The organism is Novosphingobium malaysiense (genome assembly GCF_000802225.1).
GTDB classification, from domain to species: domain Bacteria; phylum Pseudomonadota; class Alphaproteobacteria; order Sphingomonadales; family Sphingomonadaceae; genus Novosphingobium; species Novosphingobium malaysiense.
Window position 1 is genome coordinate 1,214,759 of sequence record NZ_JTDI01000003.1, and the last position, 17,777, is coordinate 1,232,535.

The 17,777-nt window shown below is 63.8% G+C and carries 17 protein-coding genes; 8 read left to right on the forward strand and 9 right to left on the reverse strand.

Annotated features, from left to right (window positions below; translation table 11 throughout):
- The first annotated feature begins 128 nt into the window (after positions 1 to 128).
- Both LK12_RS13670 and LK12_RS13675 read left to right on the forward strand, forming a co-directional pair.
- Positions 129 to 1,376 (forward strand): MFS transporter, encoded by a 1,248-nt coding sequence (locus LK12_RS13670; protein ID WP_039284643.1) that lies wholly within the window; start codon positions 129 to 131, stop codon positions 1,374 to 1,376.
- A 210-nt stretch (positions 1,377 to 1,586) separates the two neighbouring features.
- The gene (locus LK12_RS13675; RefSeq protein ID WP_052223389.1) at positions 1,587 to 2,129 is read left to right on the forward strand and encodes a hypothetical protein; all 543 of its coding nucleotides are present in this window, start codon (positions 1,587 to 1,589) and stop codon (positions 2,127 to 2,129) included.
- A 13-nt stretch (positions 2,130 to 2,142) separates the two neighbouring features.
- Here LK12_RS13675 and LK12_RS23835 read toward each other — a convergent pair whose 3' ends face one another.
- From LK12_RS23835 to LK12_RS13695, 4 genes are all read right to left on the reverse strand, one after another.
- The gene (locus tag LK12_RS23835) at positions 2,143 to 3,075 is read right to left on the reverse strand and encodes an LLM class F420-dependent oxidoreductase (RefSeq protein WP_052223390.1); all 933 of its coding nucleotides are present in this window, start codon (positions 3,073 to 3,075) and stop codon (positions 2,143 to 2,145) included.
- Positions 3,076 to 3,191: 116 nt separating this feature from the next.
- Complete coding sequence (locus LK12_RS13685) at positions 3,192 to 4,067, reverse strand: isocitrate lyase/PEP mutase family protein (RefSeq protein ID WP_039284647.1); 876 nt, start codon at positions 4,065 to 4,067, stop codon at positions 3,192 to 3,194.
- A 163-nt stretch (positions 4,068 to 4,230) separates the two neighbouring features.
- Positions 4,231 to 4,896: a Crp/Fnr family transcriptional regulator gene (locus LK12_RS13690; RefSeq protein WP_039284650.1), complete on the reverse strand. Its 666-nt coding sequence runs from the start codon at positions 4,894 to 4,896 to the stop codon at positions 4,231 to 4,233.
- A 287-nt stretch (positions 4,897 to 5,183) separates the two neighbouring features.
- The gene (locus tag LK12_RS13695; protein ID WP_039284654.1) at positions 5,184 to 5,858 is read right to left on the reverse strand and encodes an HAD-IA family hydrolase; all 675 of its coding nucleotides are present in this window, start codon (positions 5,856 to 5,858) and stop codon (positions 5,184 to 5,186) included.
- 59 nt (positions 5,859 to 5,917) lie between these two features.
- Between LK12_RS13695 and glmU the strand changes: the two genes are divergently transcribed.
- Positions 5,918 to 7,285: a bifunctional UDP-N-acetylglucosamine diphosphorylase/glucosamine-1-phosphate N-acetyltransferase GlmU gene (glmU, locus tag LK12_RS13700; protein WP_039285372.1), complete on the forward strand. Its 1,368-nt coding sequence runs from the start codon at positions 5,918 to 5,920 to the stop codon at positions 7,283 to 7,285.
- A gap of 125 nt (positions 7,286 to 7,410) precedes the next feature.
- Here glmU and LK12_RS13705 read toward each other — a convergent pair whose 3' ends face one another.
- Positions 7,411 to 8,157, reverse strand: coding sequence for a tetratricopeptide repeat protein (locus tag LK12_RS13705; protein WP_039284657.1), 747 nt, complete (start codon positions 8,155 to 8,157; stop codon positions 7,411 to 7,413).
- Positions 8,158 to 8,366: 209 nt separating this feature from the next.
- On the opposite strand from LK12_RS13705, the gene LK12_RS13710 reads away from it, so the two are divergent.
- From LK12_RS13710 to LK12_RS13720, 3 genes are all read left to right on the forward strand, one after another.
- Entirely contained in the window at positions 8,367 to 9,194 is an 828-nt protein-coding gene (locus LK12_RS13710; protein WP_039284661.1) for a TIGR00266 family protein, read from the forward strand.
- A 117-nt stretch (positions 9,195 to 9,311) separates the two neighbouring features.
- A complete protein-coding gene (gene glmS / locus LK12_RS13715) occupies positions 9,312 to 11,135 on the forward strand; it encodes a glutamine--fructose-6-phosphate transaminase (isomerizing) (protein ID WP_039284666.1) in 1,824 nt (607 codons plus the stop codon).
- A gap of 87 nt (positions 11,136 to 11,222) precedes the next feature.
- Complete coding sequence (locus LK12_RS13720) at positions 11,223 to 13,586, forward strand: putative bifunctional diguanylate cyclase/phosphodiesterase (RefSeq protein WP_039284669.1); 2,364 nt, start codon at positions 11,223 to 11,225, stop codon at positions 13,584 to 13,586.
- Between the two features lie 117 nt (positions 13,587 to 13,703).
- Here LK12_RS13720 and purQ read toward each other — a convergent pair whose 3' ends face one another.
- Both purQ and purS read right to left on the reverse strand, forming a co-directional pair.
- Positions 13,704 to 14,381: a phosphoribosylformylglycinamidine synthase subunit PurQ gene (gene purQ, locus LK12_RS13725; protein ID WP_039284673.1), complete on the reverse strand. Its 678-nt coding sequence runs from the start codon at positions 14,379 to 14,381 to the stop codon at positions 13,704 to 13,706.
- On the reverse strand, positions 14,381 to 14,617 hold the full coding sequence (purS, locus tag LK12_RS13730) for a phosphoribosylformylglycinamidine synthase subunit PurS (protein WP_039284675.1): 237 nt from the start codon (positions 14,615 to 14,617) through the stop codon (positions 14,381 to 14,383). The genes purQ and purS overlap by 1 nt, the downstream gene beginning before the upstream one ends.
- Before the next feature lie 130 nt (positions 14,618 to 14,747).
- Here purS and LK12_RS13735 point away from each other — a divergent pair, with 130 nt between their 5' ends.
- Positions 14,748 to 15,653 carry an SDR family NAD(P)-dependent oxidoreductase gene (locus tag LK12_RS13735; protein ID WP_039284677.1) on the forward strand — a complete coding sequence of 302 codons (906 nt, stop codon included), beginning with the start codon at positions 14,748 to 14,750 and terminating at the stop codon, positions 15,651 to 15,653.
- Positions 15,654 to 15,847: 194 nt separating this feature from the next.
- Complete coding sequence (locus LK12_RS13740; protein ID WP_156135476.1) at positions 15,848 to 16,645, forward strand: methyltransferase, TIGR04325 family; 798 nt, start codon at positions 15,848 to 15,850, stop codon at positions 16,643 to 16,645.
- 34 nt (positions 16,646 to 16,679) lie between these two features.
- Here LK12_RS13740 and LK12_RS13745 read toward each other — a convergent pair whose 3' ends face one another.
- Positions 16,680 to 17,054, reverse strand: coding sequence for a DUF2794 domain-containing protein (locus LK12_RS13745; protein ID WP_039284680.1), 375 nt, complete (start codon positions 17,052 to 17,054; stop codon positions 16,680 to 16,682).
- Positions 17,055 to 17,059: 5 nt separating this feature from the next.
- The gene (epsC, locus tag LK12_RS13750) at positions 17,060 to 17,770 is read right to left on the reverse strand and encodes a serine O-acetyltransferase EpsC (protein WP_039284684.1); all 711 of its coding nucleotides are present in this window, start codon (positions 17,768 to 17,770) and stop codon (positions 17,060 to 17,062) included.
- Positions 17,771 to 17,777: the final 7 nt, after the last annotated feature.

Sequence of the window (17,777 nt, forward strand, 5' to 3'; positions counted from 1 at the left end):
AGTCGGGATCGGCCAGGCGTTCTGGCTCGGCCAGCTAGATCGAATGTATACGAGGTTGATATTGGCACCTAGGGTCAAGCGATCGATCATCCCGCCCCCCGCACAAAGCCACCGGAACCCCATCGGAAATGACGACCCCATCAGGCGAGAGCAAACAGCTCATAGCGTGGCAGGAATGGCGGCAGTTCGGCAGCATCATGCCCGCGTGCCTGTTCGGCATGGTGCTGGTGGCCATCCACTCCTATGCTCTCGGCGTGATGATCGAGCCGCTCGAGCGGGAGTTCGGCTGGTCCCGTTCGCAGATTTCGGCAGGCCCGCTGGTCACCTTGATCGTGACGCTGCTCATGGCGCCGGTCGCCGGACGCGCACTCGATCGGCATGGCCCGCGTCGTATTGCACTGATCGGCATTCCGGCCTTTTCCGCCGCTCTCGGTCTGCTGTCCACGGCAGGCCCGAGCCTGATTTCATGGCTGGCGCTCTACGTGGTGCTGGCCTTTGCGTTGCTGCTGATCTTCCCGACGGTCTGGACCGCTGCAATCGCCATGCGCTTCGACAAGAATCGCGGGCTTGCCATGTCCATCGCGCTGTCGGGAACGGGCATCACTTCTGCTGTCATCCCGGTCCTGACGGCAAAACTGGTCGAGGAATTCGGCTGGCGCGGCGGCTATATCGGCCTTGCCATCCTGAGCCTCGTCATTGCCTATCCGCTCATCTATTTCCTGTTCGACCGTGACGGCGAGAAATACCGGGACCGGAGCAGGGCGCCGCGCGCGGCCTCCCCTCTCCCTCGCGCGACAAGCGAGTTTCGCTCTCCCCGCTTCATCCGGCTGGCGTTGTCGGCGCTGATCTACTCGATCGGGGCGACCGGGCTCGGGATCAACGCCGTGCCCATCCTGATGGAAGAGGGTTTCGTCCTTGTCCGGGCAGCCGAAATCGCCGGCCTGCTGGGCATCGGAACCATCACCGGACGCGTGCTCGGCGGATTCCTTCTCGACCTGATCGACGGCCGGATCATCGCGACGGGGTGCGGGATGGCGGCCATGCTGTCGGCCGGTGTCCTGCTGGCGACGGATCAATCTCCCGCCGCGGCGATGGCAGCCTGCTTCCTGCTGGGGCTCGCCAGCGGTGCGGAATACGACGCCTGCGCCTACCTTACGACGCGCTACTTCCCGCACCGTGTGTTCGGCTCGCTGTTCGGCGTGATCGGAGGCCTGTCCGCTGTCGGGTCCGGCTTTTCGCCGCTCATCGCGAACGCCATCTATGACGTGACGGGCACTTACGAGGCGGTCCTCTGGGGCATCTTCCCGCTGTTCACCGTCGCGAGCGCCCTATTCCTGTCGCTGGGCAAGTATCCGGACAAGCGCGAGCTCACTTGAGCGCGATCACCGCTGCTGTTCCGGTGCCGTAGCCGAGGATCAGTCGGCCGGCCGAGTCGCCTTGGCTCCGGCAACTCCGGACCGAGCCACTCACGTCCACGCGACGACATAGCCCGCGCCTCGCTCGCTCAATCTCAAGACCGCTTTCCCCCGCCGCTTGCCTGCAACAATGTATCCTGGTGGGGGCCAGGAATGTGAGGGAGACTTGGGTTGATTACCGGTCCAGCAGAGCGCCAGGATCATGAAATCGCGGAAAGACCGTTTGTCGACGGCGATGACGCGCTACGCCAGGACATGCACCTGGGATTACAGATCTGCCGGGCCAACAGCCTGTCGCTGACCCGCCTGCAACTCGCGCTGAACAATGGCAACAGGCGCCGCGTGCTGGAAGCTGTCGACAGGCTGCACGAGCTCGACACCCAGATCGGACGACTTTTGAAAAAGCTGCCGGTTACGGAAGGCGACGATCCGGACCTGCAAGCGATCTGCAGGCACGTCGACGAACAGAGCATGGCTGTCGCTTTCGAAAAGCTTGCGCTCGTCAGTGAAGTCAGCGGGCCTCACATGGTGACATCGTCCCGCGACTGGGACGATCACTTCGATGCGGCCGATCCCGAGGAAACCGGCAGCGACCAACGTGGACGAGGGATTCCTGCCGGTTCGAATCGCTACCATAAAGTGATAGGCTTGGTGCTTGCGCTGGCGGCGTTCATGGCTCTTGTCATAGTAGCGGGATTCGGCTTAGCAGGGTGATCGCTGCTTCCAGCTACGCCGTCCGGCCAAGGCCGATCCCGCCCGCGATGTCCTCCAGCATGGAAAAGGCGCCACCGTCTTCCAGGTCCGGCACGCCGAGAAGGATGCGGCCGACGCCGGCATCCTCGTATTCCGCGACCAGTTCAGCCGGCGGTCGCGGCTTGAGATCGTCGTAGGCGCCCGCCCCCCAGGGCGGCAGCGGGCCGAGACCGAAGCTGATGGCGGGAACGATCAGGCTGATGTCGAGCGATGCGAAATCGCGCCCCTCCTCCTCGCAGAACCCGCGTAGCATGGCGAGTTGCTCTTTCATCTGCGCCGGGCTGAGGAACGAAGGCAGCCAGCCCTGCGCCATGCGCGCCACGCGTCGCAGGATCGCCGTGTTGTCGGTCTTGTCGTTGCCTGAGCCGACCAGGATCGGCACATGTGGCCGCTGCAGCGGCTTGGGATTGCAGTGGATAGGCGGGAACGACACGTAGTCGCCCGAATAGGCCGCTTCTTCCTCGGTCCAGAGCACCTTGAGCGCGCGCATGAAATCGAGTGTGCGGCCAAGGCGCTTGTCGAACCGGTAACCGAAGATCTCCGCTTCCTCCTCGATCCAGCCGGTGCCGAAGCCGAAGATCAGCCGCCCTCCCGAAATGCGATCGAGCGTGGCCGTCTGCTTGGCGAGATGGATGGGATCGCGCTGAGGAACGATGCAGATGTTGCTTCCCAGCCTGATCTTCTCGGTCACCGCCGCCGCGGCGGATAGCGAGACGAACAGGTCCGGCATATTGCGGTAGTTGGGCGGCAGCGGCACGCCGTAGCGCACGGCATCAGCCGCCGCGACCGGGATCACCGGATGCTCGCCCATCCACAGCGATTCGAAACCCAGCGCCTCGATATGCCTGGCCATCGCCGTGATCGGCGGGCCCGACCACACGAAATTTCCGCTCACTCCGAACTTCATGGCGCTCTCCCCTCGCCGGCTGTGTGCCGGGAGAGGATCATTGCGCGGCGGCGCAGGCAAGGCGCATCGCGTGAAACGCCAGAGGCATTGCCCCTGCGGTCAACTGCGTGCGGGCATCAGGGGGCGTGGTTGGGGCGCGTGGGGCGTCCGGTCTTCTCTGCCCATTCCTCGATCAGCCCGTCGTAGAGCGGGTGATCGATCAGCTCGTACTTCTCGGGGAAGTTGAAGTTGCCCGACATCATGCGGCCTTCCTCCTTGAGCTCGCGCATGAGCTTGAGGTGGTTGGCAGCCGCCGTCACCCAGCCGCCGGTGGCCATGTTGAAGGCGGTATCGGGAAGCGTGAAGCCCATGGTCGCGACGGGGATCTTCGATCCCAGCGCCTTGACCACTTCGGGCACCCAATCGGGACGCGGTGGGTAGAACAGCACGTCGGCGCCTGCTTCCATATAGGCATGGCCGCGCTTGACCGCCTCGTCCATGCTGCCGGTGCCGCCACCGCCCATTTCGCTGGTGTAGAGTTCGTCGCAACGGGCGATGATCACGAAGTCCTGCCCACTGTCGCGCTGCGCCCGGCGGGCCGCATCGATGCGGGCCTGCTGGTCCTCGATCGACCACAGTCCGTTGACGTGCTTGGAGTGCTTGGGATTGCGCTCGTCCTCGACATGGAAGCCGGCGATTCCCTGCTGAATGTAGCGGCGCGTGAAGTGATAGGCGTCCGCCACCGTCTCGCCCAGCGTATCGGCATCGGCGATCAGCGGGATCGACATGACATGCGCGATGCGCGCGGCCTGCTCGATCTGCTCGACCTGGCTGTACACGCCGTTGTCGGGCACGGCGTAGTGAAACGCCGAACAGGCGTGGCCGCCGAGATAGGCTGCGGGAAACCCGACATGCTCGACGATGCGCCCGGTAATCGCGGAGAACACGTCGCCGCACACGAAGTGCTCGCCGTTTTCGATCAGGGTACGCAGTTTCTCTCCCGGTGTCGGCATGTCTCGTCTCCCTATAGCTGTTGCGCTCAGGGCTGGCATGATGGTCCGCGCGAGGCAAGCCGCTGCGCTTGCCTGAGGCGGTTATCGGTGGGGCGGTAGCGAAAAGTGCGGCGCTCACTTCACCGAGGAGGCGCTCGATCGCGCCAGTGCGCGCCCGCACTGTTCACGCCATTTCCTGTTCCTGCAGCCAGGTAGCGAGTTTGGCCGGGTCAGTAATCCGGATGTGGCGATAGCCGGTGGCGATGAAACCGTTTCGCGTCAGTTGCCGGAGCGCCTTGGCGAGCGTCACGGTCGACATGCCGAGCATCCCGGCAAACTCCTCCTGCAGGAAGTCCAGTCGTTCGCTACCTTCGGCGGCGCGGTGCATCCGGATGATCAGCCGGCCCAGCCGCACTTCCGGTGACAGGGTTCGCATGTCATCGAGCAGCGACAGAGACACGGACAGGCGAAAGGACGCGACAATGTAAAAGGCGCGGGCAATGGCGGCATTGCCGAGCAAGCGATCGAGGGCCGGACTTTCCAGGTGATCGATCACGGTTTCGCCAATCGCCACCGCGCGGTGCTGCCGCGCCTCGCCATGCAGCAATGCAGCGTCGCCGTAGTTCTGACCCGTGTGAATCAGTCCGGAAAAGACTTCGAGGCCATCGCTACGCGGGTTGATGAGCTTGACCTGGCCGGCGATGACGATTCCGATCGACTGGTCTAGATCGCCGCGCTCGTGAATGATTTCCCTGTCACCATATTTCCGGCGGCTTGCGAGCGATCCAATAAGCGCCCAATCAGCCGGCGACAGGAGTTCTGACAGTCTTGGAACACCCGAGACGGACACGTAAAACCTCAATTCTTAAATTCTTCATATTCTGAATGCTGCGGCTGGATTAGCCAGAGACCACACGCCGACCGATCCCGAAAGGGATTGCTAGGTTAGTGCGCACGATTTGCAACACAACGGGCTATTCGGGTCGCACCAATACCTGATGGCTTATACGAGCCGACAAATCGGGCCGGTCGGGGCGTCACGGCGAAAGAGACGCGGCGCCCCGACTTTCCTCATGGCGGGCTCCGAACACCTTCATTCCAGTGATCGACCACTCGAATCGGGATCTGTCCGCGCCCCTACCCGAGACGCTGCAGCGTCGGGATCAGTTCATCGAAATGGTCGATGACGCTGGCTGCGCCCAGGTCCGCCGGAGCCTTGTCGTTGAACCCGAAGCTGACGGCCACGCAGGGCATGCCAGCCGCGGCTGCCGCACCGGTATCGTAGGTCGTGTCGCCGACGTAGACCGCCCTGCCCCCGGCTGACCGCTCCAGCATCAAGTGGAGGAGATCGGGACGCGGCTTGGCCCTGCCGGGCCCCAGTGTGTCGCCGCCGATGATCGTGAAGAAGCGATCCGTCAGGCCCAGATCGGCGAAGATCCTTTTCGCGAACCGCTCCAGCTTGTTGGTCACGACGGCCAGTTTCACGCCGTGTTCGGCCAGTCCGTCGAGCATCTCTTCACCACCCGGGAACAGACGCGTTTCGACCGCGATATTGTTCTCGTAGAACGTCAGCAGCGCTTGGTGAAGATCGTCGAACCGTGCATCCGAGACGCCGCCACCGGTCAGGTCCAGCGCCTTGGCCAGCATCTTCTTGGCGCCGCCGCCGATCAGACCGCGCACTTCGCCGGCGGGAATGGACGGGCGGCCTTCGATGGCCAGGGCATGGTTCACCGCGTGGGCCAGGTCGCCGCTGCTGTCGAGAAGGGTTCCGTCGAGGTCGAACCCGACGATGTCGAAAGGAAATGCAGTCATGCCCGCCCCAGTGCAGTCTTGGTGTGGAAACCGCAACATTTTGCTGGCAGATGATGCCCATGACTTCTGCCAGTAAGCCTCTCGCCCTAGTCGTCCTCGCCGCCGGCAAGGGCACCCGCATGAAGAGCGACAAGCACAAGGTGCTGCACCCCATCGCCGGCCGGCCGATGCTGGAGCATTTGCTGGAAAGCGCACGGGCCTTGGCGCCGGAGCGGCAGGTCGTCGTCGCCGGTCACGGTCGCGACCAGCTGGAACGGGCTTTGGGCGGGAGTGCCGCGATCGCGGTGCAAGAGCCGCAGCTCGGCACCGGCCACGCGGTCCAGCAGGCCGAGCAGGCGTTAGCCGGATTCGAGGGCGACGTGCTGATCCTCTACGGCGACGTACCCTTCGTGCGGACCGAGACGATGCGGGCGATGATCGAGCGGCTGCACGCGCCGGATGCGCCCGCGGTGGTCGTACTGGGTTTCGAACCGGAAGACCCGCTGCAATATGGCCGCGTGCTCGCCCACGACGACGGCCGGATCGCGATGATGGTGGAATACAAGGACGCCAACGAGGAACAACGCGCCTGCCGGCTGTGCAACTCGGGCCTCATGACCGTGAAGTCGGCGGACCTGTTCGACCTGCTCGGCAAGGTCGGCAACGACAATGCCCAGGGCGAATACTACCTCGTAGACATCGTCAACATTGCCACGCTCGAAGGCCGCGATTGCGCGGTGATCATCACCGACGATCCCGATGAGGTGGGCGGCATCAACAGCCGCGGCGAACTCGCCGAAGCCGAAGCGCGCTGGCAGAAGAAGCGCCGCGTGCAGGCGATGGCGGACGGCGTTACCCTGATCGCGCCCGAAACCGTGTTCTTCGCATGGGACACGCAAATCGGGCGCGATGTCACCATCGAACCCAACGTCGTGTTCGGCCCCGGCGTAACCGTTGCCGACGACGTCGTGATCCACGCCTTCTCCCACCTTGAGGGCGCAACGCTGGAAACCGGCACCTCGATAGGCCCCTATGCCCGCCTGCGTCCGGGAGCCGTGCTCAGGGAAGGCGCGAAGATAGGCAATTTCGTGGAAATGAAGAACGCGGTGCTCGGCGAAGGCGCCAAGGCCAATCACCTGACATACCTGGGCGATGCCGAAGTAGGCGCCGCGGCCAATATCGGCGCAGGCACCATTACCTGCAACTACGACGGCTATTTCAAGCACAGGACCGTGATCGGCGATCGCGCCTTCATCGGCTCCAACAGCGCGCTGGTCGCGCCGGTAAAGATCGGCGCAGACGCCATCGTCGCGGCCGGAAGCGCCGTGACCCGCGACGTGGGCGATGGCGAACTACGTCTCGTGCGCGGTGAGCAGCTGGTCAAACCCGGCTGGGCCGACCGCTTTCACGATGCGATGAAGAAGAAGAAGGCCGAGGCCCAGAAATAGGGCTCAGGCTATCAGGCACCGCTCATCTTGAGCTTGTCGAAGACGCCGGCACCGCACTACGTCCGGCGCCCTTCGTCAACCCAAGGGCTGTTCTTCGTTCAGATGTTCCGCCCTGAAACAGCTTCTTACGAACCGATCGCCTTCTTGCGGGCAATGTAGCCGAGTTCGATCCTGGCCGCCTCGCTGTCGGGCTCGAATTCCTGCGACTGGACGAACAGACGCTGGGCGGAATCGAGATCGCCGAGTTGAATCTTGTTGTAGCCCATTCCGCGCAGCGCCCGCGCCGCCAGCGACGCGTCCGGACCGTCCTTGTCCTTGTCGACGATGGCCCAAGCATGGGCGAACAGGTCGTAGCTCTCCTGCCATTCACGCCGCGACTTGAAAAGTTCCGCATATTCATTGGCGAAGTGGGCATTGCCCGGAGCCATCTCCGTCGCCTTGCGCAGTTCGGATTCGGCAAGATCGCCGCGCCCCAGGTCGATCAGAGCGAAACCCTTGCCGAAATGCGCATCGCACACGGCGCCATCGACAAGCACGACGCTATCGTCCGTCGCGCCAGGTGCAGTGCGATCCGACCGGCACAGCGGCGCACGGGGATCGCTGGCGAGATACCGGTTGGCCGATGCGATGACGGAATCGAAGACCCTGACCGCCTTGGCCTGCTTGCCGCTGCGGATCAGGTCGAAGCCCTTGTCCACCTGCGCGCTGGCATCGAAACCGGTTTGCGGCTTCATGTCGTGACCGAAGGCCACGGCCAGTGCTGTCGTTTCGGGGATATTCGCGGCGGAAGAATTTTCGGCAACGGTCGCCGCCTGAGCTGTTCCCGCGACCAACAGGCACATCACCCCTGCAAACGCACTTCGGCTGAGCATCGACGAATCTTCCTCTCCCCAAAACACCGTTTGCTGCGCCGGTCTTTGCCGGGCCCTGTTTCCGGACCGCTATCGTCAGCCGGTGTTCGTTGAAGCGCCAAGAATATCCGACCGGCGCGGTTTGACAAGCGGCATTGCCGAAATCACACCGTCACACACCGCAATGGTCACAGCATTCATCCCTTTTTGCGCAAATACGGAGTGACGCGATGCCGAACAGCCCCTGGAGCCATAGCCGCAGCTCCTCGATCGCCGACGATGTCGATTTTGAAATCAAGGGCCAGGAACTCCAGTTCGTTGAGATAGAACTGGATCCGGGAGAAAGCGCCGTGGCCGAAGCCGGCGCAATGGTCTGGAAGGATTCCGACATCGAGATGTCGACGGTGTTCGGTGACGGGTCCGGCGGCGAAGGCAGCGGTTTCATGGGCAAGCTTCTGGGCGCCGGGAAGCGTCTCGTGACAGGCGAAAGCCTGTTCACCACCGTTTTCACTCACCACGGCAAGGGCAAGGCGCGCGTCGCCTTCGCGGCGCCGGTGCCCGGCTCGATTCTGCCGATCAAGCTGGACGAGGTCGGCGGACGGCTGATCTGCCAGAAGGATGCCTTTCTGGCCGCCGCGCGCGGCGTATCGATCGGCATCCACTTCCAGCAAAAGATCATGACCGGCCTGTTTGGCGGCGAAGGCTTCATCATGCAGAAGCTGGAAGGCGACGGCTGGGTCTTCGTCCAGATGGGCGGCATGGTCATCGAGCGCGAGCTGCGCGCAGGCGAGGAACTCCACATCGACACCGGCTGCGTCGCGGCTTTTACTTCAGGCGTCGATTTCGACCTGGTCCGCGCCGGATCGGTGAAGTCGATGATCTTCGGCGGCGAAGGCGTGTTCTTCGCGCGCCTGCGTGGCCCCGGAAAGGTCTGGATTCAGTCGCTGCCCTTCTCGCGACTTGCCGGCCGGATGCTCTCGGCTGCCCTCCCCGGTGGACAGCGGCGCGGCGAAGGTTCGATCCTCGGCGGCTTCGGCGACCTGCTCGACGGCGATTGAGCGGTCTTTCCACAAGCGCGGGCCACACGGGGAGCCTAAACCACTTCTCAAGCTTGTTTCGGCAAGCGCTAGCCTGCAATTGCATGGTGAACACGGTTAGGGCAGCGAACACGGCACATGTGTGGAATTATCGGCATCGTCGGCAGGGAAGAAGTCGCGGACCGGCTGGTCGACGGCCTGCGACGCATGGAATACCGCGGCTATGACAGCGCTGGCGTGTGCACCGTGCATGACGGGCAGCTGATCCGCCGCCGCGCGCAGGGAAAGCTGATCAACCTTGTAAGGGAACTGGCGAAGGATCCCGCGCCGGGCGTGACCGGCATCGCCCATACGCGCTGGGCGACCCACGGCGCGCCGACGGCCGCCAATGCCCACCCCCATGCCACGTCCGAACTCGCGCTCGTCCACAATGGCATCATCGAGAACTTCCGGGCCCTGCGCGAAGACCTGGAATCGCGCGGCCGCACGTTCGAAAGCCAGACCGACACCGAAGTGGTGGCGCATCTCGTTTCCGAGCAGGTCGAAGCCGGAGTATCGCCACAGGATGCCGTCAAGGTGGCCCTGCCCCAGCTCCGCGGCGCCTTTGCCCTGGCGATTGCCTTTCGCCGTTTCCCGGACATGCTGATCGGCGCCCGGCTCGGCTCGCCGCTGGTCGTGGGCTACGGCGAAGGCGAGACCTACCTCGGCTCCGACGCCTTGGCGCTCGCACCGCTCACCCAGCGCATAAGCTATCTGGAGGAAGGCGACTGGGTCGTCATCACCAAGGATGGCGCGCAGATCTTCGATGTCGACAACAACCCCGTGGAGCGCGAGATCGTGTCCTCGGGCGCCTCCGCGGTCGCCATCGAGAAGGGCAACTACCGGCACTTCATGCAGAAGGAGATCTTCGAGCAGCCGACCGTGGTGGCCCAGACCCTGCGCAGCTATGTCCGCCAGGTCGACCAGTCGGTGGCGCTGCCGCAGATCGACTTCGACATTTCCAGGATCGAGCGCATCACCATCGTCGCCTGCGGCACCAGTTACTACGCGGGCATGGTGGCAAAGTACTGGATCGAGCAGTTCGCGCGGCTCCCGGTCGACATCGATGTCGCTTCCGAGTTCCGCTACCGCGATCCGGTTCTGGAACCGGGTGGCCTTGCCCTGTTCATTTCCCAATCGGGCGAAACGGCCGACACGTTGGCCGCCCTGCGCCACTGCAAGGCCGCGGGACAGACCATTGCCGTCGTCGTCAATGTGCCGACCAGCACCATGGCGCGCGAGGCGGACCTGTTGCTGCCCACCCACGCAGGACCGGAAATCGGCGTCGCCTCGACGAAGGCGTTCACCTGCCAGCTCGCCGTCCTTGCCGCGCTGGCCGCCCACCTGGCCGTGGTGCGGGGCCGCATGGACCGCGCCGAGGAAATGGAGGTGGTCAAGCATCTGGTGGAAACACCCGCCTGCCTCAATGCCGCCCTTTCCCACGACGAGGAAATCGCGGACATGGCACACCTGATCGCCCCTGCCCGCGATGTGCTTTACCTCGGCCGGGGGCCCGATTTCCCCCTGGCTCTCGAAGGCGCACTCAAGCTCAAGGAAATCAGCTACATCCATGCCGAGGGCTATGCCTCGGGCGAAATGAAGCACGGGCCCATCGCACTGATCGACGAAGCGGTGCCGGTGATCGTGCTGGCCCCTTCGGGTCCCCTGTTCGAGAAGACCGTGTCCAATATGCAGGAAGTGCGTGCGCGCGGCGGAAAGGTCGTGCTGATTTCAGATGCCGAGGGCATCGCCGAAGCCGGAGACGGCTGCATCGCGACCATCGAGATGCCCAAGGTTCACCCGCTGATCGCACCGCTGGTCTACGCCGTTCCGGTGCAGCTGCTCGCCTATCATGTCGCCTGCGTCAAAGGCACCGACGTCGATCAGCCCCGCAACCTCGCCAAGAGCGTAACTGTCGAATAATAGATCCGAGCCCCCGCGGCTGCATTTTATCAATGAACCCCTTGCCCTTTACTCGGTAATAACCCTTCCCGAGTTAAGGGCGACCTTGTGAATATAAGGTCTCTTCAGAACAAGGCCCTCCCCAAGGACCTTCCCGTCTCGGCCGTTCTCGGGCTCACCGACCCGGAAGACGGCGACTGGGCGCGTTTGCGGGCGCTGCAGTACTCGAGCCTCAGTGTCGGCGCCTTTTCCCGAATCGCCACGCAGGTCGCGGCCTTGCTGGCCACCGCCATGCTGCTGGTGGGACAGGCCGAGCCGGGGTACGTTCTCGGCTGGGTAGCGCTCGTCGTCCTGAGCCTGTGGCATGGCTTCCGGACGGATCAGTCGCTCGCCGAAGCCGACCGGCGCCGGGTCTCACGCAGCGAGGTTCACGCGCAGATGATCGCCGCCGCCTTCAATGGGCTGGCATGGGCGGTACCGCTGGCGGGCTTCGGCCTTTTCGTGGACGCGGCAACGCAAGTGAAGATCTGGACCGTGCTCGCCGTGATAATGACGGCTTCGGCGGTGCTCCTGCCCGCCGTTCCCATGAGCACCCTGCTGTTCTGTGGCATCGTCGGCGGTACCACCATCGTGTATTTCCTGTTCGCGCACGCCTACGACATGGCCGCGATAACTGTGGTCTTCACGGGGACGCTATTCGTCGGCGCGGTCGAGGGCGCGCGGCGCTACCTCGCCACCCAGGTCGCCGAAGCCGGCATTCTCGAAAAGAACGAGGTTGTCTCGCTGCTGCTTCGCGAATTCGAGGAGGGCAAGGCCGACTGGCTCTGGCAGATCGATACCGCCCGCCGCGTCCGTTCGGTTTCGCCGCGCTTCGCCTTCGCCCTGGGCCACGACGCCGAGGAAGTCGAAGGCAAGTCCTTCATCCAGCTCATTTCCGGGCCTGCATGGGAAACCGGTCAGTTTCCCACCAGCCTGCACGACCTTGCCGAGAAGCTGAAGCGGCGCGAGAACTTCTCAAATCTGCTGGTTCGCGTGATGATCAAGGGCGAGCCGCGCTGGTGGGAGCTTTCCGGCACTCCGCGCTTCGCCGAGGATGGCTCCTTCGATGGCTTCCGCGGCGTCGGTTCGGACGTGACCGAGGCGCGCGAGAATACCGACAAGATCGCCTGGATGGCCCGATACGACACGCTCACCGGCCTGCCGAACCGAATGATGCTTACCGAAGCGCTCGGCGATGCGCTCGACTATGCCGAGAAATGGCGTACCCGCTGCGCCTTCCTGATGATCGATCTCGACCGCTTCAAGGCCGTCAACGATACTCTCGGGCACATTATCGGCGACCAGTTGCTTGCACGCGTCTCGGAACGACTCAAGGAGCAGATGACCGAAAACGAACTGTGCGGCCGTCTCGGCGGCGACGAGTTCGCTATCGTCATCCGCGATGCTTCCGATCTCGAACACGTCAAATCCGTCGCGCAACAGGTCATCCGCCGGCTCTCGCAGCCCTATGAGGTCGAACACCACACGCTGTTTGTCGGCGCCTCGGTCGGGTCTGCATTCGGGCCGCGCGACGGGGCGACGGTCGAGACGCTCATGCGCAATGCGGACCTTGCACTGTATCGCGCCAAGGACAGCGGGGGCAACGCGCACTTCGTCTACGAACCGGCCCTGCACGCCCACGCTGAAGAACGTCGGCAGCTCGAATTCTCATTACGCAATGCGCTCGAGAACAATGAATTCCAGCTCGCCTTCCAGCCCGTGGTAGATGCCGATACCGAAGGTGTCGTCAGTTTCGAGGCGCTGCTGCGCTGGAACAGCAAGGAACATGGATCGGTCAGCCCCGCCAAGTTCATCCCCCTGGCCGAGGATACCCGCCTCATCGTTCCGATCGGCGAATGGGTGCTTCAGGAAGCCTGCCGCGAAGCGGTAAAATGGCCCGATCACGTGCGCGTCGCAGTCAACGCCTCGGGCGAGCAGTTGCTCGATCCCAACTTCTCCGCCAGCGTCGTCAGTGCACTGTCGCAGAGCGGACTCTCGCCGCACCGGCTTGAAATCGAAGTCACCGAGAGCATCTTCCTGCGCGATGCCAGCCAGGCTCAGGCGGCGCTCGAACAGGTCATGGCGCTTGGCTGCGGCATTGCGCTCGACGACTTCGGGACCGGATATTCCTCGCTCGGCTATCTCCGCAAGCTGCGGTTCTCGACGATCAAGGTTGATCGCTCCTTCGTGCAGAGCGCAGCGACCGGCAATATCGAGAGCCTGGCCATCATTCGTGCCGTTGTCGCCATGGCCGACAGCCTCGACATGTCAACCACGGCCGAAGGCGCGGAGACCGAAAAGGAAGTCAAGCTGATCCGCGAACTCGGCTGCCGCAAGATCCAGGGCTATTTCTTCGGACGCCCGATGCCGGCACAGGATGCCGAGGCGCTGTTCCGCAATCCGCACTATCTCGCCAAGCAGAGCGCGGCCTGAGCCCTGCGCTCCATCGGCCCGCACCACGATTTCCCGGAAACTTTGCCAGCGGCCTTACGTGCCGCCGTGGGCGGTCGACATCACTGGCGATGCCCGCGAGTAGACCCTGCCCGCCGGTCAGGCGCCGATCAGCCCCTTGATCGCACTTTCGAACAGCGCGCGGCCATCCGTGCCGCCGTGGGCGGTCTCGATGGCGCGTTCCGGGTGAGGCATCATGCCGAGGACATTGCCCGCCGCATTCAGCACGCCGGCGATCGACCGGGCCGAGCCATTGACGTTCTCGACGTAGCGGAAGGCCACGCGGCCCTCGCCTTCGAGCCGGTCGAGCGTCTCGTCGTCGGCGAAGTAGTTGCCATCGTGGTGCGCGACCGGGATCACGATCTCCTGCCCCGCCTCGTAACCGCTGGTGAACAGCGACTGCGCGTTCTCGACCTTGAGAGTCGCATCGCGGCACACGAAGCGGATCACTGAATTGCGCAGCAGCGCGCCGGGCAGCAGACCGCTTTCGGTCAGCACCTGAAAGCCGTTGCACACGCCCAGCACCGGCACGCCCTTTTCGGCAGCGGCGATCACCGCCTGCATCACTGGCGAGCGCGAGGCAATGGCGCCGCAGCGCAGGTAGTCGCCATAGGAAAAGCCGCCCGGCAGTGCGATGAAGTCCAGCCCCTCGGGCAGGTCGTGGTCGCCGTGCCACACGCGGTGCGGCGCGGTGCCCGAAACCTTCTCCAGCGCGTCCGCCATGTCGCGGTCGCAGTTGGAACCGGGAAAGGTGATGACGGCGGAGCGGAAGGCCATCAGGCGGCCACCTTCTCGATGCGGTAGTTTTCAATCACCATGTTGGCGAGCAGCTTGCGGCACATGTCGTCGAGCGCTTCGTCGCTGGTGCTGTCGGCCACGTCGAGCTCGAACAGGCGGCCTGCGCGCACATCGTTGACGCCGGTGAAGCCCAGGCCCTCGAGCGAATGATGGATCGCCCGGCCCTGCGGATCGAGAACACCGGGCTTGAGACTGACGTGGACGCGGACTTTCATCGCAGGGCCTTTCGCTTGCGAGCGGGCAGATTCGTTACGAGCGCCTATGACTCGGGAGGCGCGCCGGGGCAAGTCATGCTATGGGCGCCGCTGTTGAACAGAGGCCCTTGCGGGCGATACGGAGTAACCCATGACCATTTCCCTCGCAGGCCAGGTTGCCATCGTCACCGGAGCAGGCAACGGCCTGGGTCGGGCCTATGCGCTGGAACTGGCCCGACGCGGCGCCCGGGTGGTCGTCAACGACCTCGGCGGCGCGCGCGACGGCACCGGTCATTCGGATGCCGCACTGGCCGTAGTCGAGGAAATTCGGGCGGCGGGCGGCGAGGCCATGGCGGATGGCGGCGATGTGTCCGACTACGCGCAGATGGAGGCGATGGCTGCGCGCACGCTGGAGAAATGGGGCGGCATCCATATCCTCGTCAACAATGCCGGCATCCTGCGCGACCGCACATTCGCCAAGATGGATCCGGCCGACTTCGATCTGGTCCTGCGCGTCCACCTGCTCGGCAGCGCCTATGCAACCAAAGCGGTGTGGAACATCATGCGCGATCAGGCCTATGGCCGCGTGCTGATGACGACCTCCTCTACCGGCCTCGGCGGCAACTTCGGGCAGGCCAACTACGGCGCGGCCAAGGCCGGCGTGCTGGGCCTTGCCCGCACGCTGCGGCTGGAAGGCGCCAAATACAACATCCGCGTCAACTGCATCGCGCCCACCGCCGGCACCCGCATGACCGCCGACATCTTTCCCGAAGAAGCCTACAAGGCCTTCGAGCCGGAAAACGTGGTACCTGCCGCCATATATCTCGTCTCCGAGGACGCCCCCACCGATGCCATCGTCGCGGCCGGCGGCGGCGTGTTCCAGAGCGCCTTCATCACGATGAATGAAGGCATCCTGCTGCCCGAAGACGAACGCACCGCTGAGGGCTTCGCAAAGGCCTGGCCGCGCATTCGCGATCGCACGGCCGACCATGTTTTCGAGAACGGCATGGAACAATCGCATCACGCGCTGCGGATGCTGAGCGGTGCGAGAAACTGAACTCGGGCACGGGCCGGCCGCTCGAACAATAAGCTGGTGCGAAATCCGTCTTCTGAACGTGCCTGAAAATCTTGGTTGTCTCCAGGCGTCCACTTCCTGCAACACGGAGAATATAATACAGATGTCTGCAATGCGGTAACATCAAGGAGGCCAAGCCTTTGAAGGTCGTCAGGTCATTACTCACCCAAAGCCGCGTGGGAGACGCTCTCGGACGCTTGCCCTATCTGCCGCAACTCTACGCAAGTCATTTCTGGCGCAAGAGAATGAACCTCTATTTCGGCCTCTACGGTTCGTTCGAGGAGGCTCAAGACACGGCTCAGCGGTTCGGAAAGAGCACCTGGGACGACGATAGACTGGCCGAGCTGATCGTGCACGATACGCCTGACGCGAGCAACGGCGGGCTCTCGACATTCCAAATCTCCTATTACCCCTACATCCTGTGGATGACCAAGATCCTGCAACCCGGGAACCAGGTCATCGACCTGGGCGGCGCGGGGGGTATCGGTTTCGAACTGCTATCGCGGTACTCGCAGATCCCCGAAGGGGTGCGGTGGCATGTCGTCGACCTGCCGGCGCTTACGGCTCGCGGCAGGAAACGTCATGGCGCAAACCATCCCGTTCTTTCATTTGGCGAGACCCTCGATGAAGCGCCGGACTGCGATATCCTGGTGAGCGCCGGATGCATCCAGTACATGCGTGATCCGCTTGGCGATATAAAACGGCTGCTGGACCGCCCGAAGTCTCCGGTCCACATCGTGTTGAACAAGGTACCTCTGACAGCCGGCGCGTCGTACTGGACCATCCAGAACCACATGAGCGTGGTGTCCCCCTATCGGATCTTCGACCGCGAAGAGCTGCTCGGGTTCTTTCGCGAACATGGATATGCCATACGCGACGAATGGACGGCACCGGACGTGTGGGTCGACATACCGTTTCATTCCGGCAAGTCGTTGGATCACACCAACGGGTTCCTGCTTTCTCGAGTGCACTAAAACGCCCTCGAACGCTCGCCCAAGAGCCAACGCCTCAGCTATCCACCACCTTCAGCAGCTTGCGTTCGAGCGGGCTCAGCACGCCGGCCAGCTCGTGCCCGCGCTTGAGGATCTGCCCGGCCTCACCAAACAGCGTCCACATGCCCTGCTTGTTGCGCAGGCCAGGGCGCTTTTCGACGCGGGCCTGCGGGCGCTCGGCAGCGCGGCGAAAGGCACTGAAGCTGGCGGCGTCCTTGCCGAAATCCATCGCATAGTCGCGCCAGAAGCCGGCAGCGACCATGCGACCGTAGAGATCGAGTATGCGCTGGAGCTCGAACCGGTCGAAGCCCACTTGCTGCGGGGCCTGTGCGGGAAAGGCGACAACGCTGGACGATGCGGAATTCACGGAACCGGTGGGGGCTGCCGCCATTCAGGTCAGACGCCCTTGCAGGCAGGGCCGCCGGACTCGGCTTCCTCGCGCTCGGCCGCCGCGTTGGTCAGCGCATCGACCTGTTCGCGCAGGAGAGCGATCTGCTCCTCCAGCTCGTCCACGCGCTGGTTTGGCGCCGGCTCGCAGGGCTCCTTGCAAGGCGTGCCGTAGGGCATGAACTGCTTGGCGTAGGTCTCGGCCGAAACCAGCGTGGAACGCGCCTTGACGCCAATCATCGTCGCCCCGTCGGGCACGCTCTCCGTCACGACTGCGCTGGCGCCGATGCGGGCGCGCTTGCCGATGGTGACGGGGCCGATGATCTGCGCCCCCGAGCCGACGATCACGTTGTCCTGCAAAGTCGGGTGACGCTTGCCGCCGACGCCGCTCGTGGGATTGGTGCCACCCAGGGTGACGCACTGGTAGATGGTTACGTTGTCGCCGATCTCGGCCGTCTCGCCGATCACGGTGAAGCCGTGGTCGATGAAGAAGTTCTTGCCGATGGTGGCACCCGGATGGATGTCGATGGCCGTGAAAAAGCGCGAGAGGTGGTTGACCATCCGCGCCAGGAAAAACAGCCGCGCCTTGAACAGGCTATGCGCGATGCGGTGCCAGAACAGCGCCCAGACGCCCGGATACAGCAGGACTTCCCAACGCGACCGCGGCGCGGGATCGCGCGCGACGATGGAATCCAGATAGCGGACAAGATTACCCAACATTGTCCGA

Bases quoted from the DNA above. Each gene is read 5' to 3' on its own strand.
- glmS (WP_039284666.1), top strand. From the start codon at position 9,312: ATGTGTGGAATTATCGGCATCGTCGGCAGGGAAGAAGTCGCGGACCGG.
- LK12_RS13735 (WP_039284677.1), top strand. From the start codon at position 14,748: ATGACCATTTCCCTCGCAGGCCAGGTTGCCATCGTCACCGGAGCAGGC.
- glmU (WP_039285372.1), top strand. From the start codon at position 5,918: ATGACTTCTGCCAGTAAGCCTCTCGCCCTAGTCGTCCTCGCCGCCGGC.
- LK12_RS13695 (WP_039284654.1), bottom strand. From the start codon at position 5,858: ATGACTGCATTTCCTTTCGACATCGTCGGGTTCGACCTCGACGGAACC.
- LK12_RS13685 (WP_039284647.1), bottom strand. From the start codon at position 4,067: ATGCCGACACCGGGAGAGAAACTGCGTACCCTGATCGAAAACGGCGAG.
- LK12_RS13705 (WP_039284657.1), bottom strand. From the start codon at position 8,157: ATGCTCAGCCGAAGTGCGTTTGCAGGGGTGATGTGCCTGTTGGTCGCG.
- LK12_RS13670 (WP_039284643.1), top strand. From the start codon at position 129: ATGACGACCCCATCAGGCGAGAGCAAACAGCTCATAGCGTGGCAGGAA.
- purS (WP_039284675.1), bottom strand. From the start codon at position 14,617: ATGAAAGTCCGCGTCCACGTCAGTCTCAAGCCCGGTGTTCTCGATCCG.
- epsC (WP_039284684.1), bottom strand. From the start codon at position 17,770: ATGTTGGGTAATCTTGTCCGCTATCTGGATTCCATCGTCGCGCGCGAT.
- LK12_RS13745 (WP_039284680.1), bottom strand. From the start codon at position 17,054: ATGGCGGCAGCCCCCACCGGTTCCGTGAATTCCGCATCGTCCAGCGTT.
- LK12_RS23835 (WP_052223390.1), bottom strand. From the start codon at position 3,075: ATGAAGTTCGGAGTGAGCGGAAATTTCGTGTGGTCGGGCCCGCCGATC.
- LK12_RS13710 (WP_039284661.1), top strand. From the start codon at position 8,367: ATGCCGAACAGCCCCTGGAGCCATAGCCGCAGCTCCTCGATCGCCGAC.
- purQ (WP_039284673.1), bottom strand. From the start codon at position 14,381: ATGGCCTTCCGCTCCGCCGTCATCACCTTTCCCGGTTCCAACTGCGAC.